The sequence below is a fragment of the Chryseobacterium sp. II3a genome (assembly GCF_057815135.1).
The window spans coordinates 215676-229792 of record NZ_JBYPZJ010000003.1 but is presented as its reverse complement, the minus strand read 5'-3'; the positions used below and the strand labels follow the sequence as shown (position 1 = coordinate 229792).

The 14117-nt window shown below is 33.8% G+C and carries 16 protein-coding genes; 3 read left to right on the top strand and 13 right to left on the bottom strand.

Features of this window, described 5'->3' with window-relative positions:
* Positions 1-22 precede the first annotated feature (22 nt).
* Positions 23-955, top strand: a complete 933-nt coding sequence (locus tag AC3HD6_RS09595) for a helix-turn-helix domain-containing protein (RefSeq protein WP_488896127.1) — start codon at positions 23-25, stop codon at positions 953-955.
* Between the two features lie 110 nt (positions 956-1065).
* On the opposite strand, the gene AC3HD6_RS09590 is transcribed toward AC3HD6_RS09595, so the two are convergent.
* The 3 genes from AC3HD6_RS09590 to atpD form a co-directional block, all read right to left on the bottom strand.
* Positions 1066-1884, bottom strand: a complete 819-nt coding sequence (locus tag AC3HD6_RS09590) for a hypothetical protein (protein ID WP_488896126.1) — start codon at positions 1882-1884, stop codon at positions 1066-1068.
* A 90-nt stretch (positions 1885-1974) separates the two neighbouring features.
* Positions 1975-2256, bottom strand: a complete 282-nt coding sequence (locus tag AC3HD6_RS09585) for a FoF1 ATP synthase subunit delta/epsilon (protein ID WP_068943447.1) — start codon at positions 2254-2256, stop codon at positions 1975-1977.
* A 97-nt stretch (positions 2257-2353) separates the two neighbouring features.
* Positions 2354-3862, bottom strand: coding sequence for a F0F1 ATP synthase subunit beta (gene atpD, locus AC3HD6_RS09580; protein WP_115925816.1), 1509 nt, complete (start codon positions 3860-3862; stop codon positions 2354-2356).
* A 207-nt stretch (positions 3863-4069) separates the two neighbouring features.
* Here atpD and AC3HD6_RS09575 point away from each other — a divergent pair, with 207 nt between their 5' ends.
* On the top strand, positions 4070-4990 hold the full coding sequence (locus tag AC3HD6_RS09575) for a bifunctional riboflavin kinase/FAD synthetase (protein ID WP_488896125.1): 921 nt from the start codon (positions 4070-4072) through the stop codon (positions 4988-4990).
* 42 nt (positions 4991-5032) lie between these two features.
* On the opposite strand, the gene AC3HD6_RS09570 is transcribed toward AC3HD6_RS09575, so the two are convergent.
* On the bottom strand, positions 5033-5521 hold the full coding sequence (locus tag AC3HD6_RS09570; RefSeq protein ID WP_488896124.1) for a hypothetical protein: 489 nt from the start codon (positions 5519-5521) through the stop codon (positions 5033-5035).
* A gap of 102 nt (positions 5522-5623) precedes the next feature.
* Positions 5624-5977, bottom strand: coding sequence for an MmcQ/YjbR family DNA-binding protein (locus tag AC3HD6_RS09565; RefSeq protein ID WP_488896123.1), 354 nt, complete (start codon positions 5975-5977; stop codon positions 5624-5626).
* 165 nt (positions 5978-6142) lie between these two features.
* Here AC3HD6_RS09565 and AC3HD6_RS09560 point away from each other — a divergent pair, with 165 nt between their 5' ends.
* Entirely contained in the window at positions 6143-6802 is a 660-nt protein-coding gene (locus tag AC3HD6_RS09560) for an NAD(P)H-binding protein (RefSeq protein WP_488896122.1), read from the top strand.
* Positions 6803-6929: 127 nt separating this feature from the next.
* Here the strand turns inward: AC3HD6_RS09560 and AC3HD6_RS09555 are convergent, their stop codons facing one another.
* The 8 genes from AC3HD6_RS09555 to AC3HD6_RS09520 all read right to left on the bottom strand — a co-directional run bounded on the left by AC3HD6_RS09555 (position 6930) and on the right by AC3HD6_RS09520 (position 14110).
* Positions 6930-7445 (bottom strand): VOC family protein, encoded by a 516-nt coding sequence (locus tag AC3HD6_RS09555; RefSeq protein ID WP_488896121.1) that lies wholly within the window; start codon positions 7443-7445, stop codon positions 6930-6932.
* Between the two features lie 71 nt (positions 7446-7516).
* The gene (locus AC3HD6_RS09550; protein ID WP_488896120.1) at positions 7517-8092 is read right to left on the bottom strand and encodes a glutathione peroxidase; all 576 of its coding nucleotides are present in this window, start codon (positions 8090-8092) and stop codon (positions 7517-7519) included.
* A 36-nt stretch (positions 8093-8128) separates the two neighbouring features.
* Positions 8129-8794: a histidine kinase gene (locus tag AC3HD6_RS09545; protein WP_488896119.1), complete on the bottom strand. Its 666-nt coding sequence runs from the start codon at positions 8792-8794 to the stop codon at positions 8129-8131.
* Between the two features lie 231 nt (positions 8795-9025).
* On the bottom strand, positions 9026-9748 hold the full coding sequence (kdsB, locus tag AC3HD6_RS09540; protein ID WP_488896118.1) for a 3-deoxy-manno-octulosonate cytidylyltransferase: 723 nt from the start codon (positions 9746-9748) through the stop codon (positions 9026-9028).
* 310 nt (positions 9749-10058) lie between these two features.
* Positions 10059-11045 (bottom strand): phosphatase PAP2 family protein, encoded by a 987-nt coding sequence (locus AC3HD6_RS09535; RefSeq protein WP_488896117.1) that lies wholly within the window; start codon positions 11043-11045, stop codon positions 10059-10061.
* Between the two features lie 131 nt (positions 11046-11176).
* Positions 11177-11767: a hypothetical protein gene (locus tag AC3HD6_RS09530; protein WP_488896116.1), complete on the bottom strand. Its 591-nt coding sequence runs from the start codon at positions 11765-11767 to the stop codon at positions 11177-11179.
* 158 nt (positions 11768-11925) lie between these two features.
* Positions 11926-13179, bottom strand: a complete 1254-nt coding sequence (locus AC3HD6_RS09525; RefSeq protein ID WP_488896115.1) for a pyridoxal phosphate-dependent aminotransferase — start codon at positions 13177-13179, stop codon at positions 11926-11928.
* A 28-nt stretch (positions 13180-13207) separates the two neighbouring features.
* Positions 13208-14110 (bottom strand): tol-pal system YbgF family protein, encoded by a 903-nt coding sequence (locus tag AC3HD6_RS09520; RefSeq protein WP_488896114.1) that lies wholly within the window; start codon positions 14108-14110, stop codon positions 13208-13210.
* Between the last annotated feature and the right edge of the window lie 7 nt (positions 14111-14117).

Genomic DNA, 14117 nt, shown 5'->3' with positions numbered 1-14117 from the left:
TTATATATTTATAATAAAAAATATGGCAAGTATTTTAAGAATAAAGGAAATATTAAAGTCAAAAAACATGACTATAAATGACTTAGCTAGTCAAATGAATATAAGTCGTGTTACCTTGAGTAATATGATTAATGGGAATCCAACTTTAGAGACTCTGCAAAAAATTGCACAATATCTAAATGTTGACTTTTTAGAATTATTTTCTTCTGTAGTAGAAAACAATTATACTATTTCTATGAGTCATGCTGACAACAACATTTCATATAATGATGAAAATATTTTTCTAAATGGTTATTTACCCCATTTGAGGCATCGTGATTATGGTACATTTGCTCTAGAAGTTAAAAGAAAAGACTTTTCAATTATTCTAAACTATGAAGAGGTATCTACATTAATTCATTCTGACCAAACAGTTGAGGAGTTCATTTACAGAGGAAAATATGGTGAAAATCAAACTCTGATACAACTTTTTTCATCTTATACATCTCTATTTGAATCAGAACATAAAAGCTTTTGCCAGGCATTGAAATTATACATTCATTTTCACCAACTCTGCAAAAACGAAATGAATACAATTTTGGGAGTTCATGAATTTAAAAAAACCAGTTCAAACAGTAATTATTATAAGTTAGGCATGATTAGTAGGGATTTATGGTCTAAACTTATAGCCTTAACAAAAATATATGATTTTGATAGCTCCAAAAATGATTTTGAGAAATTTAATGCTAATGGATATGATATCATAATGTATAATCTTGAAATTGAAAAAGGGTACAATATAAAACTGTGGCTATCAATAATTGAAGAAGAATCTTCATTTGATAGTGTTATGGTTGTATGGCATGCTCCTAGCCATACGGACAGAGATTTAATTAAATCCAAAGAAATATTTAATGCAAAAGAATCTTATAATTTTTTATATAATACTCTTATTCCAAAAGCAATGAAACTATAAAATTCCATAATGCAATATATTCGGATTACACAGACTCACTAAAATAAAACCCCTTAGAATTAATGCTTCTAAGGGAATATTTTATGTGTTAAATCAAATTCGATATCGGCTCAATTAGGAACATCTTTTGTAACAGGACCTACCGTTACCTTTTCCTGAACCTTAATAAAATTCGGATCCATGATGGCCATACGTTCTGCCAGCGCTTTATAAGTTGGATATTTTAAGATTGAGGCTCTGCCGGACATCTCTTTGAAAAGGGTGAAAGATTTCCCACCAGCTGTTTTCAACTGTTTTGTAGTTGTAATATATCTACCTATAAGTTTGCTTTTTGCATCATAAATTTCTATGTCCAGAAAGCTTTTCTCCATAATTTTATCATCAGAACCAAAGCTTACCGGTAAATTGGTAAAATATCCTACAGGAACTCCATTGCTGAGGATCTCACCTACTTTATTGACTTCGAGATTCATTTTATCAATCTTCTTTCTGATGGTGTAGGCATCCTTTGTTTTATTGTCCAGTTTTCTTTTGGGAACATTGGAAAACAATTCATCCAGGGTCTTTACATTGATCCCTTTATTATCAATGATTTTAAAATCTTTCACGGAAGTGTAAACTGCTGACTTTTCTTCTCCAGAAAATGCAGAAGGTGAAGAATAGTCAACTTCGATGGTTTTATCCCTGTTATATACTCTATTGATTTGTATATAACTATCCCTAACCGAATCTACGATACTTTTATCAATAAACTTTATCGTATAAATAGGTGTTTCTTTTAAATCCATAAAAGTATATTCATTAGATTTATTGGAGATTTTAGCCACCGGGATTCCGTCTAAATTGATAACTCCTCTTTTGGTTTTAATATTTTGAGCATTGAGGAAAATACCCAAAATTGTAAAGAATATGATTATACTTTTCTTCATAGAATCAGATTTTTACATGACTTGACATAAAATAAAAAAAGTGTAACCAAAGTTACACTTTTTTGAAAATATATTTAGCTTTTCATTTAATTATTCGCAAAGGATAATTCCTTTGTTATGATTAAATTCCACAACACCGCTCTTGATAGAATATGAAAAGATAGAATCTTTATCATTTTCTTTGGTTAGGTTTTTTGCGAAAGCTTCATCTACAGAGTTTGTAAACAGCTTTACTTTCCCACCAACTAAAGAAGAAACGATTCCTGCATGGTTTTTCATGATGTGAAATTCACCATTCTTTCCAGGCAATAATACTGAGCTTACTTCTCCTTCAAAAACTACGTATTCTGGTGTTAAAATTTTTATATTCATTTTAATTTAGATTAAAAGATTAAAAGATTGAAAGATTAAAAGATTCTGACATATGGAATGTCTCTCATCTCACGTCTAAAAATCTTAGGTCTAATTATTAAGCGTTTTCAGCTAACATTTTTTGTCCAGCTTCGATAGCTTCCTCGATAGTTCCTTTCAAGTTGAAAGCTGCTTCTGGTAAGTGATCTAATTCACCGTCCATAATCATGTTGAATCCTTTGATAGTATCTTTGATATCTACTAAAGATCCTGGAATACCTGTAAACTGTTCTGCTACGTGGAAAGGCTGAGATAAGAATCTCTGAACTTTTCTTGCACGGTAAACAACTGATTTATCTTCTTCAGAAAGTTCTTCCATACCAAGAATCGCGATGATATCCTGAAGTGACTTATATCTTTGAAGAATTTCTTTTACTCTTTGAGCACAGTTGTAGTGATCGTGACCGATTACTTCTGGAGAAAGGATTCTTGAAGTAGATGCTAATGGATCTACCGCTGGGTAAATACCTAATGAAGCAATCTTTCTGTCAAGTACTGTAGTTGCATCTAAGTGAGCAAACGTTGTAGCAGGAGCCGGGTCAGTTAAGTCATCCGCAGGTACGTATACCGCCTGTACTGAAGTAATTGAACCATTTTTAGTTGAAGTAATTCTTTCCTGCATCGCTCCCATCTCAGAAGCAAGAGTTGGTTGGTAACCTACCGCTGATGGCATACGACCAAGAAGTGCAGATACCTCAGAACCAGCCTGTGTAAAACGGAAGATGTTGTCTACGAAGAAAAGTACGTCTCTACCTTGTCCGCTTTCACCACCATCTCTGTAGTACTCAGCTAATGTAAGACCAGAAAGTGCTACTCTAGCTCTTGCACCTGGCGGCTCGTTCATCTGTCCGAACACGAATGCAGCTTTAGAATCTTTCATAGCCTCTAGGTCTACTTTAGAAAGATCCCAACCTCCATTTTCCATAGAGTGCATGAAATCATCACCATATTTGATAATTCCAGATTCTAACATCTCTCTCAAAAGGTCATTTCCTTCTCTCGTTCTTTCACCTACTCCGGCGAATACAGAAAGACCTCCGTGTCCTTTTGCAATATTGTTAATCAACTCCTGAATCAATACAGTTTTACCTACACCGGCACCACCGAACAATCCAATTTTACCTCCTTTTGCGTAAGGCTCAACTAGGTCGATTACTTTAATACCTGTAAATAAAACTTCTGCTGAAGTTGATAATTGATCAAATTTTGGAGCTGGTCTGTGAATTGGAAGACCACCCTCCTTAGAAATATCTTGAAGTCCGTCGATAGCATCACCAACAACGTTGAATAGTCTTCCGTTTACAGCCTCACCGATTGGCATAGTAATAGGATTTCCGTATCCGATTACATCTTGACCTCTCTTAAGACCATCAGTAGCGTCCATTGCAATACATCTTACTGTATCTTCGCCAATATGTTGTTCTACCTCTAAAACTACTTTTTCACCGTTTTCTTTTGTAATTTCTAACGCGTCGTAGATTGCTGGAACTGCTTCCACATCATTAAAGACAACGTCGATTACCGGACCAATAATTTGAGAAATTTTACCTTTAATTTGGTTTGCCATTGCTAAATTTTTTCTTGGTGCAAATATAGTGATTCTTCGTAAACCCGCAATTGGTAAAAAAAAGATTTTTATCATGCTTTTCAGAAATTAACCCATGCAGCAGTTTACCATTCTAAAAGCCCTATTTCCCTGAAAAAAATATTGATTCATTGTTATATTGATAGATTGTTACATTATATCTATATTTGCAGTCAAATTTTTCCCGTTTTGAAAGTTTTCAAGAATTTTAAAGATTATTCCTCTCAAAAGCCTCTAGCATTGTCTTTAGGCATGTTTGACGGGGTACATCTTGGACATAAAAGTATTATCGATGAGCTCATTAAAGTAGGAACAGAAAATAATCTGGAAACTGCGATCCTTACTTTCTGGCCACATCCCCGATTTGTTTTTAATCCTAATGAAGATTTAAAACTTCTGAATACCATAGAGGAAAAGCAACAGCGCATTGAAAAGTACAGTATTGACAATCTGTTCATTAAAGAATTTGATGAAGAATTCAGAAATCTTACCGGAGAAGAATTTGTGCGTCAGATCCTGATTGATAAGCTTAATGTAAAATACCTTATTATAGGATATGACCATTCTTTCGGGAAAAATAAAAGCGGAAATTTTGAACTTCTCCAGAAACTTTCCAAAGAACTCGATTTTGAGGTTGAACAAATGGAAGCGATTAATATTCATGAGAATAACATCAGTTCTACCAAAGTTCGTAATGCTCTTTTAACGGGTAATATTAAAGAAGCTAATGAAATGTTGGGATACTTCTACCCTGTTTCCGGAACAGTAGTTCATGGAAAGAAAATCGGAAGAACTATTGGATATCCAACTGCCAATATTGAAACTGAATCTATTAAGCTCTTACCTAAAAAAGGGGCTTATATTGTAGAAGTTCAAGTAAAAGGCCAGCAATATAAAGGAATGCTGAGCATCGGAACAAATCCTACGGTAAATGGAGAGAAATTAACAGTTGAAGTGTACATCCTTGATTTTGACGATGATATTTATGACGAAAAAATTACTGTAAAATTCAGAGATTTTCTTCATGATGAAATCAAGTTTGAAGGATTGGAAAAGCTTATTGAGCGCCTAGACGAAGATAAACGATTAACAGAAGAATTTAATTTTTAAAATATAAAAAAGGCTATTCAGTGATGAATAGCCTTTTTAGTTTTATTTCAATATTTTTAAATTGATCTTCTGAGTTTCATTATTCATCATCACAGTAGGAAATGCTTTATCATAATCAATTGCTATATCTCCTTTACTGTCAGCCTTTCCGTTTCCGTCAGAATCCCAGCTTAAGGTAACATAATATTTAACAGGACCTGCTGGTTTAGGATTAATTTTACTGACCGCATCCTTAGGCACTTGAAAATTAATGGTAAACGGCACTGACTTCTGTTCATATTCTTTTTCTTCAAGTAAGGTCGCGGGAGCATCTGCTAAATTAGCATCTACACCATATAGGCTTACTTTAAGTTGAGCATTTTTAATGGTAAAGTTATCGGTTCCCACAAATTCTAACTTAAGGTTATCAGAAGAATTTTCTGAAGGTTGCTCAGTGACTGCAGGCTCAGGCATTGCTTTCTTTTCTGCTTTATTACAGCTTGAGAGCGTCAATGCGCCAGCTGCCATGAATAATAAAAGGTGATTTTTCATATATTTTTATTTTTAATTGATGTCATTTTACTATTTCACAGATATTTGATAACAAAATTCATACCTGAAAACCTTTCACTTCATAAATATGAACCGAAGACTTTAAGAATTATTGATGGCATTCTGAACTTTTTTAGTAAGAGATTTAAATACCAAATCATAAGAATGATCTATTAATTTTAAAATCAGTTCTCTTTTTAAACCCTCTACAGCTACTGAGTTCCAATGGGTCTTGTTCATATGATAAGCTCCTGTAATTTGAGGATATTGCTCTCTAAGTTCTGCACTCCACTCCGGATCTGTTTTTACATTGATCGACAATGGCTGCCTTTCTAGTCCCATCAGCAGAAACATTTTGGTATCTACTTTTAATACAAGGCTTTCATTGTCAAAAGGAAAACTCTCAGTAGTCGCTTTTTTAGCAAGGCAATAATCTAGTATTTCGTTGGCATCCATGGTTTTTATGAGTAATTAATAATAAGTAATGCGTATGTGACTAATAAATTTATAAATGGTAGACAAAATGTTTAATGATAAGATCTTTTATCTTTTATCTTTTATCTTTTAATCAAATTTAGTAAATTTAAGAAAGAAAATACCATTACATCAAAACCTATTGTTATGAAAGCTTTAGTAATCGGTGCTACAGGCGCTACAGGAAAAGATCTGGTTAATCAGTTACTTAATGACAAGGCTTTTGAGGAAGTCGATATATTTGTAAGAAAACCTGTTAATATTGAAAATAATAAGCTAAAAGTTCATGTTGTGGATTTTGAAAAGCCAGAAGAATGGAAAGGAATGGTTAAAGGAGATGTTGCATTTTCATGTCTGGGAACTACTTTAAAGGATGCCGGAAGCAAAGATGCACAGAAAAAAGTAGATTTTGATTATCAATATGAATTTGCTAAAGCAGCCAAAGAGAATGAGGTAGAAGATTATATCCTGGTTTCAGCTTATGGAGCCAATCCTAAATCTAAGATTTTTTATTCCAAGATGAAGGGCGAACTGGAAGAAGCTGTGAAACAATTACATTTCAATAAAATTACCATTTTTAAACCCGGAATGCTTGAGCGAAAAGATTCCGAAAGAACCGGTGAAGTACTGGGAAGCCGGATTATAAAATTTGCTAATAAATTAGGACTATTGGAAAGTCAAAAGCCTTTACCTACAAATATTTTAGCAAAGGCTATGATTAATTCTTCCAAGATAAAAAGTAATGGCTACTCCAGTATCAAACTTGGAAATATTTTCTGTTTTGCAGACAAGGTGATTGATAGTTGATAAAATATTATACTAAAAAATCCGTGCAATCTGTGGTAATTTTTATGTAACCACTGATTTTCACAGATTGGCACAGATGCTTTGATTTAGTTTATTTTTTATTTAATAATCCGGAACAAAATATAATTTATTTTGTGGTCTTGCTTCCTATGCTTTTTCCTAGTTTTTCATATTCAATATCATTAGGTTCCCAAAGCTCTATTTTATTGCCTTCGAGATCCATTATATGGACAAACTTTCCATATTCATAGCTCTCAATTTTATCAAGAATCGTTACTTTTTCTTTTTTTAGCTGTTCAACAAGCTTTTCAAGATCCTGTACACGATAATTAATCATGAAATCTTTTTCAGAAGGCTGGAAATATTTTGTTTTTTCACTAAAAGGGCTCCATTGGCTGAACCCTTTCTTAGAATTATCAGCTCCCTGATACCATTCAAAAACGGATCCGTATTCATTAACTTCAAGACCTAAATGTTCTTGATACCATTCTCTCATTTTTTTTGGATCTTTAGATTTAAAAAAGATACCTCCGATTCCAGTTACTCTTTTCAGATCATCAGATTCTTTTTCTGTAACAGCTTTAAAGGCAAATCCTGATAGAAAAGCGGTTACAATACAAACGGCAAAAAATATTTTTTTCATGAGTTACTATTTATTCAAAAATAAAAAAAGTGGATGATAACATCCACTCTGTCTATAAATTTATTTTTTATTTATTTCAAATGCTTTGTAATTGATTCACTTGTTGGTTTTGTAGTACTTACATAGCTATCAATAAGTTTTCCGTTCTCATCAATCAGGAATTTGGTAAAGTTCCAAAGGATACTTGTATTTTTTACTCCATTTAATTCCTGCTCTGTTAAATATTTAAAGATAGGGGCTGTATCATCTCCTTTCACAGAAACTTTCGCTGCCATCGGGAATGTCACTCCATAATTTTTCTGGCAGAATGTTCCAATTTCAGCATTGGTTCCCGGCTCCTGTCCCCCAAAGTTGTTGGCTGGGAAACCTACGATTACCAATTTATCTTTATATTCTTCATATAACTTTTCAAGATCTGCATACTGAGGAGTAAACCCGCACTCAGAAGCAGTGTTCACGATCAGGATCTTTTTTCCTTTGAAATCTGCAAAGTTGATTTCCTTACCATCAAGGCTTTCTACTTTAAAATCATATATTGTTTTTCCCATAAGTTCTTTGGTTTTTGCTTGAGAAATTTCACTTTTTTGATTGGTGCAGCTTTGCAGAAATGTGATAAAAGAAAGCAGCATTAAAAAAATATTTTTCATTTCTTATAAATTTAAGCAGCCGGAGCTGCGGATGAATTAAAACTTAAAGATATTCGCAGGAAACACCTTGTTAATGTCTACTCTATTAAGCAACATTACATAATCGCCGTCTTTTTTAGGACTTGAGGATTCTATTCTGAAAGGCATCGTAAGGTTTCCTACTTTTTTATAATCGGAATATACCACCGTTTCATCTTTTTTAATTTCCTTCAAAAGCATATAAGTTGTTGTATCAAAATAATACATATTCTTATTCACGTTTTTGGTTAGTTCCACTTTATGACAATAGATATCCCCTACTTTTTCTTTTCCAAGATACTTGGCATCAAATCCTTTATTTTCCCAGTCAATAAAATCATTGTCAAAACTTTCCGGAATATACTCAGGATATACCTGAAGCTTATTGGCCGCATAATTCATTGCGTATCCCTTATTTCCATCAAAACCTTCAATTGCCGTTTCTTTTCCACCGATTACAATGATTGTTTTGGTAAGGTTCGGACGCTGCTGATAAATTTTTATAGGGTATTCATCTTTGATTCCTAATACAACTTTTCCCTGCAACAATACGGAGTTTAAAAGTTTCCAGTTGGTTAATCCTCCAGATAATTCAATATTCTTATCTATAATCTCTTTTGCGGTTTGACCATAAAACAATGAACTTGTAACAGTAAAAAGGACTAAATATATTATTTTTTTCATTTAATTTTATTAAAATAGTTATTTAAAGAAGTTTGAAGCTTAAGTCTAGCTTACTTTTCTATTTTTGAGAATCCAGATTTCCTTTTATCTATTAAAAAACCAGCTCTCAGTCTTCTTTAAAATTTATTTATCAATTCAAATATAAGATGAATTGGGATAAAAAGCAAAAAGACAAAAAAAGTAAAAATGAAATTATTCTATTTCAAATGATCTCATTTTTAAATTTTCAAATTAAATTAACTTCCTAGCTTTTTCCAGGTCTTCCGGTGTATCGATGCCTACTCCAACGAAATTGGTTTCTATCATTTTAATCTTCATTCCGTATTCCAAATAGCGGATGCATTCTATCTTTTCAGATATTTCCAATGGTTTCATTTCCAGTTTTGAGAATTGCAATAAAGCTTCTTTTCTGAAGGCATAGACTCCAATGTGTTTAAAGTAACTTACATCATAGGAGATTTCCCTGTGAAAGGGAATTGCTGAGCGACTGAAATACAAAGCAAAACCGTTATTATCTGTAATTACTTTTACATTATTCGGATTTTCTATTTCTTCTTTTTCAGACAGTTTTATTTTTAAGGAAGCCAGGGAAATTTCCTGTTGGCCATCCTGTTTAAAAACTTCGATGAGCTGTTTCAAAGGTTCCAGTTTAAGGAAGGGTTCATCTCCCTGAACATTAATCACGATATCACAATCTATGTTCTGTACGGCTTCGGCAATACGGTCGCTTCCTGTTTCATGTTGTCCCGTCATGACAGCTTTTCCACCATTTTTAGTGATTTCATCCAAGATGATTTCAGAATCCGTTGCTACAAATACTTCATCAAACAGCCCGGTTTCCACCACATTCTGATAAGTCGTGGTAATAACTGTTTTTTCACCCAGAATCTGCATCAATTTTCCCGGAAAACGGCTGGCTTCATAACGTGCAGGGATGACAGCGATTATTTTCATTCAGTACAATATTATAATTAAGTTTTCAAGCCAATCTCCTCCAAAAAATGAATGATAGGGCTTATTCAGACCAAAAATAGTGAAAACTATTTTAGTTTGTTCTATAAAATGTGGTATTCTGCCTATTTTCCTCATTACATTCTATGATTTCTATCTTTTGTGAAAAGACAAAATTCCCACATCTTCCATGAAAATGTGGGAATCGGATATAGATTTTTATTAAATGAGTCAATAATTAAAAGGTTCTTCATTTCACATCTGAACCTAAGTAGTGTATGAGATTCCTCCTTTGTAGGAATGACAAGTCTGTTTAAAAAGAAAGCTTTACTCCTACCATATTGTATTCCCATTGGCGGGATGCCATAAGGTCAAATTTGTATTTTGTTTTTCCTATTGTTCCTTCTGATGAAGTATATCTGCTTTTTGAGATGGTTTTTCCAATAAAATATCCCATTAATAAAGCTAACGGATAATCTGAAGCCCAGTGAACCTTACTTTGCATCATCTGAAAGCATAAAGCTCCGGCTAATGTATATCCTACAGGTTTTATCCATCGTGCATCCGGATAGTTATCTGCAATAACAGTGATTCCAGCCATAAATGTCGTTAAGTGTCCGGATGGCATTGCATCATAATTAGAAGTATATTTGCCAAATGCTGAAAAACTTGGAAATGGGTTCCAGTCACCCCCTTTATTTCCATTTGCTTCTGCAATAAACGGGCTTTCTCTTCCGGTAATTCTTTTGATGGTTTGGGTGAAAACTCCGGAAAGGATTAAACTTTCCATTAATCCACTGGCTGTAGCCTGTGCTCTGTAGTCATTTTTTATTAAGCCATAGGTTCCAAATCCAATTCCAAGCAATACCAAGGTAGAACCATTTCCTATAAGATACAATGTAGATCCAATATCTTTAGGGATTTTGAAAACACCACCCACTTTAGTATAATTGTTATCTTTATCCATTCCCCATCTTTCTCCCAACTCTCTTGAATTGTCAATTAGTTTTTGGTCAAAAGGAAGAAGAATCAATGTTGAGGCAATAGCACCACCTAAATAGTAAGCATGATCTTTTGCTACAAAATCTTTATTGGTATTGATGAAGTTTCGGGGAAGTTTGGTTACAAAATCCAGCAGTTTAGGTTTGGGATATGTTCGTACAGAACCGTCTTTTAGCGTATAAGTTTGTACTTTGGGTAAATCCGGTGCTGGCGATAATTCCTTTACCTTTAGTGTATCTACCTCTTGCGAACATACCAGTATAGACATTGGCAGCAGCAAAAATCTCAATTTTTTCATCGTTGTTGTTTTCAACCCTGTTTATTCTTAGCTTATAAAGGGCTCAAAGATAATTCCTTGTTGACTTTATTACAAAATGTTTGATTGATTTTTAATATTTATTTAATTTTTTTAGAAAATGGGTAACTGCTTTAGTTTATATAATTGACTAGAAAAATAATTCCGTAAACCCAGGAAACATATAGAAATGAATAGAAAATCCCAAACCCAATGCTTTTTATCATATCACCTTTACATTTTCCTGAATTTTTAAACACATGGCGCACAGCCCTAAAAAAGATCCAATATAGCATTGCAGCCAGGAATAATATAGCAGACCAGAAGAAAAGTCCTATAAAATAAGAAAGAAATACAAGGACAATGGAAAACAAAAACCACAAAACAACAGAAAGTATTGCTCCTCCAATTCCATCTCCTATAGCAAGAGCATCAAAATTAAAACTATCTATTGCTGGTGTTTTATCTGAATATTTTTTTATTCTTTCCTGATTTAAAATAGGGCCAACATTATCTTTTAATTTAAAACCATAATACAGTCCTGAACTGATAAACAGAAAAAATACTCCGGTCAAAATAGATGTTGATACAATTGAGTTTTGAAATAGAGACCGATGATCTCCTTTCCCTGAAATCCAAACACTTACAATAACCAAAACAATAATTGCTAATGTAGAATAGCTCAATAATTTTGTTTCAAGGAAATATTTTCTGGGAAGTTTCATGGTTTATCAGATTATAAAAAACGCTTCGACTCCGCTCAGCGTGACAATGCTAATTAATACTATTCTATAATATAACAATGTACCAGTATAACAAAGTTCGTCAATGATAAAATTGGCAAACAGTTACACTGGTACATTTATGGGGTTTATTGAATTAATTATTTCAGATTATTCAATGCAGTTTCCAGTTTTGGAAGCATTACTTTGATCTCATCTACAGCTAATCCACCAACTGAAGCACGGAACCAAGGTTCAGATTTGTCTTCCCCAAATGCAGAGAATGGTACTAAAGCCACTCCTGCTTCATTGATTAAGTAGAATACAAGGTCTGAAGAGTTTTCAATAACAGCACCGTCAGGTTTTGTTTTCCCGATATAATCTAATTTAATCGTAAGGTAAAGAGCTCCCATAGGTTCGATACTGTCAACAGCTAAACCTTTTGCTTTCAGATCCTGAACTCCACCGTGAAGAACTTTTAAACTTTCTTCTAATTTAGCTTTGAAATCTTCTACGAATACGTTTACATTTTCAGGATTTTCATAGAATTTTGCTGTAGCTTCCTGCTCTGGTTTTGGTGCCCAGGCTCCAACGTGCGTAAGAAGTGCTTTCATTTTGTCAATGATGTGAGCAGGACCGAATCCCCATCCTACACGTACTCCTGTAGCTGCCAAACATTTTGAAATTCCATCAATATACACAGTGTATTCCTTCATTTCAGGGAAAAGAGAAACCGGATCTACGTGTTCAGCACCAAAAGTAAGATTAGAGTAAATTTGGTCATACATTAAGTATAACGGTTTTTCGTCTGCTCCTCTTTTTTTATTTTCAGCAATTACCAATTCGCAAATTTCAGAAAGCTGCTCTTTTGTGAACATGGTTCCTGTTGGGTTCAATGGTGAGCAAAGCGCCAATAGGACTGCCCCGTCTAAATGAGGTCTTAAATCATCTGCTGTTGGAAGGAAGTTGGTTTCAGGCTTTGTTTTTACTTCTACAGCATTCGCTGAAGTAAGGTAAGCATAGTGGTTGTTGTTCCAAGATGGCGTAGGATATACTACTTTATCTCCTTCATCTACAATTGTCTTGTATACAGCATAGATCAAAGGTCTTGATCCGGCTGTAATCAAAATATCGTTTGGAGAATAATCCAGGTTCCATCTGTTTTTTAAATCTTTGGAAACTTCTTTTCTTAAAGATAAAAGTCCGTTGGCAGGAGGATAGTTTGTCAGGTTATTCTGATAGGCTTTCTGAATCTCTTCCTTCAGCAATGCCGGAATGGGATAGATATTAGAATTCAGGTCACCAATAGTAAGATTGGCAATTTCTGCTCCCTTTGCTTTTAGATCATTTACTTCGTTACCAATTTTTACAATTTCAGAACCGATCAGGTTCGCTGCTAATTTTGAGACTTTCACTTTATTTCTTATTTAAAATTTACTAATATTATCTTCTCAGATTAATTTTGTTTTCTATTTGATCCACAGGTATATGGGCATCATAAGCGGCTATTAGTTCTTTAGTTTTTTTTGCAGTAGCAGAGTTTGGATATTTTTTGATGAGCGTATTATAAGCTTCTCTTTTATCATCATAAATTTTTCCTTCCTCACTGTTATAAATCCTATCACTGTCCATTCCCAGAAGGTAATCCAGTAAAAAAAGGTGATAATTATCTTTTGCTTTCTTTATCAATGAACTTTTGGGATATTTATTAATAAAATTCTCCCACTCGATCAATCGATCTCCTAGCTCTTCCCAGGTAATTAAAAGTCCGCCGTTCACGGCATAATTCTCTTTATTATCTTTTGCCATCTGCGAGATGTAGGCAGCATAATCAGGAGTTACTTTATTCTTGAAAACAGACTCATAATATCCTGGCAATGAATGAATTTCTGTAAGACCTTCGCCCATTTCACGGAACTCAAGGCCTACCTTATCCAGTTCAGCTGCCATTCTCTTTATATTATCTGGCAGTTGATCAGCTGCTCCAGGTTCATTCGTGTGATAATCTATATATTTATCTAATATCTCACTTTGTGAAACATTTAAACAATCAGTGTATTTATCTCTTATTTTCAAATAATCTTCATACACTTCATTGTTCTTCTCCGGACTGTTTCCTGCAATCTCTCCGTCTATTTTAGTACGGTACCATTGTAAAGCTGTAATATAATCTTCTGTTTTATTTTCTGAAGAACAAGCTGTATCAATGGGTTTGTACTGATCCTCTTTGGTTTCGTTTTTAGCTATTGAGTCATTTGCAGACTTTACATCAGAAACCGCAGTTTCCTTTTTACAGGAAACTACAGCTACAAACAGCATGAAAACTGCTATAATCTTTTTGATCATGGTTGCT

Bases quoted from the DNA above. Each gene is read 5' to 3' on its own strand.
- AC3HD6_RS09595 (WP_488896127.1), top strand. From the start codon at position 23: ATGGCAAGTATTTTAAGAATAAAGGAAATATTAAAGTCAAAAAACATG.
- AC3HD6_RS09590 (WP_488896126.1), bottom strand. From the start codon at position 1,884: ATGAAGAAAAGTATAATCATATTCTTTACAATTTTGGGTATTTTCCTC.
- AC3HD6_RS09585 (WP_068943447.1), bottom strand. From the start codon at position 2,256: ATGAATATAAAAATTTTAACACCAGAATACGTAGTTTTTGAAGGAGAA.
- atpD (WP_115925816.1), bottom strand. From the start codon at position 3,862: ATGGCAAACCAAATTAAAGGTAAAATTTCTCAAATTATTGGTCCGGTA.
- AC3HD6_RS09570 (WP_488896124.1), bottom strand. From the start codon at position 5,521: ATGAAAAATCACCTTTTATTATTCATGGCAGCTGGCGCATTGACGCTC.
- AC3HD6_RS09565 (WP_488896123.1), bottom strand. From the start codon at position 5,977: ATGGATGCCAACGAAATACTAGATTATTGCCTTGCTAAAAAAGCGACT.
- AC3HD6_RS09560 (WP_488896122.1), top strand. From the start codon at position 6,143: ATGAAAGCTTTAGTAATCGGTGCTACAGGCGCTACAGGAAAAGATCTG.
- AC3HD6_RS09555 (WP_488896121.1), bottom strand. From the start codon at position 7,445: ATGAAAAAAATATTTTTTGCCGTTTGTATTGTAACCGCTTTTCTATCA.
- AC3HD6_RS09550 (WP_488896120.1), bottom strand. From the start codon at position 8,092: ATGAAAAATATTTTTTTAATGCTGCTTTCTTTTATCACATTTCTGCAA.
- AC3HD6_RS09545 (WP_488896119.1), bottom strand. From the start codon at position 8,794: ATGAAAAAAATAATATATTTAGTCCTTTTTACTGTTACAAGTTCATTG.
- kdsB (WP_488896118.1), bottom strand. From the start codon at position 9,748: ATGAAAATAATCGCTGTCATCCCTGCACGTTATGAAGCCAGCCGTTTT.
- AC3HD6_RS09535 (WP_488896117.1), bottom strand. From the start codon at position 11,045: ATGAAAAAATTGAGATTTTTGCTGCTGCCAATGTCTATACTGGTATGT.
- AC3HD6_RS09530 (WP_488896116.1), bottom strand. From the start codon at position 11,767: ATGAAACTTCCCAGAAAATATTTCCTTGAAACAAAATTATTGAGCTAT.
- AC3HD6_RS09520 (WP_488896114.1), bottom strand. From the start codon at position 14,110: ATGATCAAAAAGATTATAGCAGTTTTCATGCTGTTTGTAGCTGTAGTT.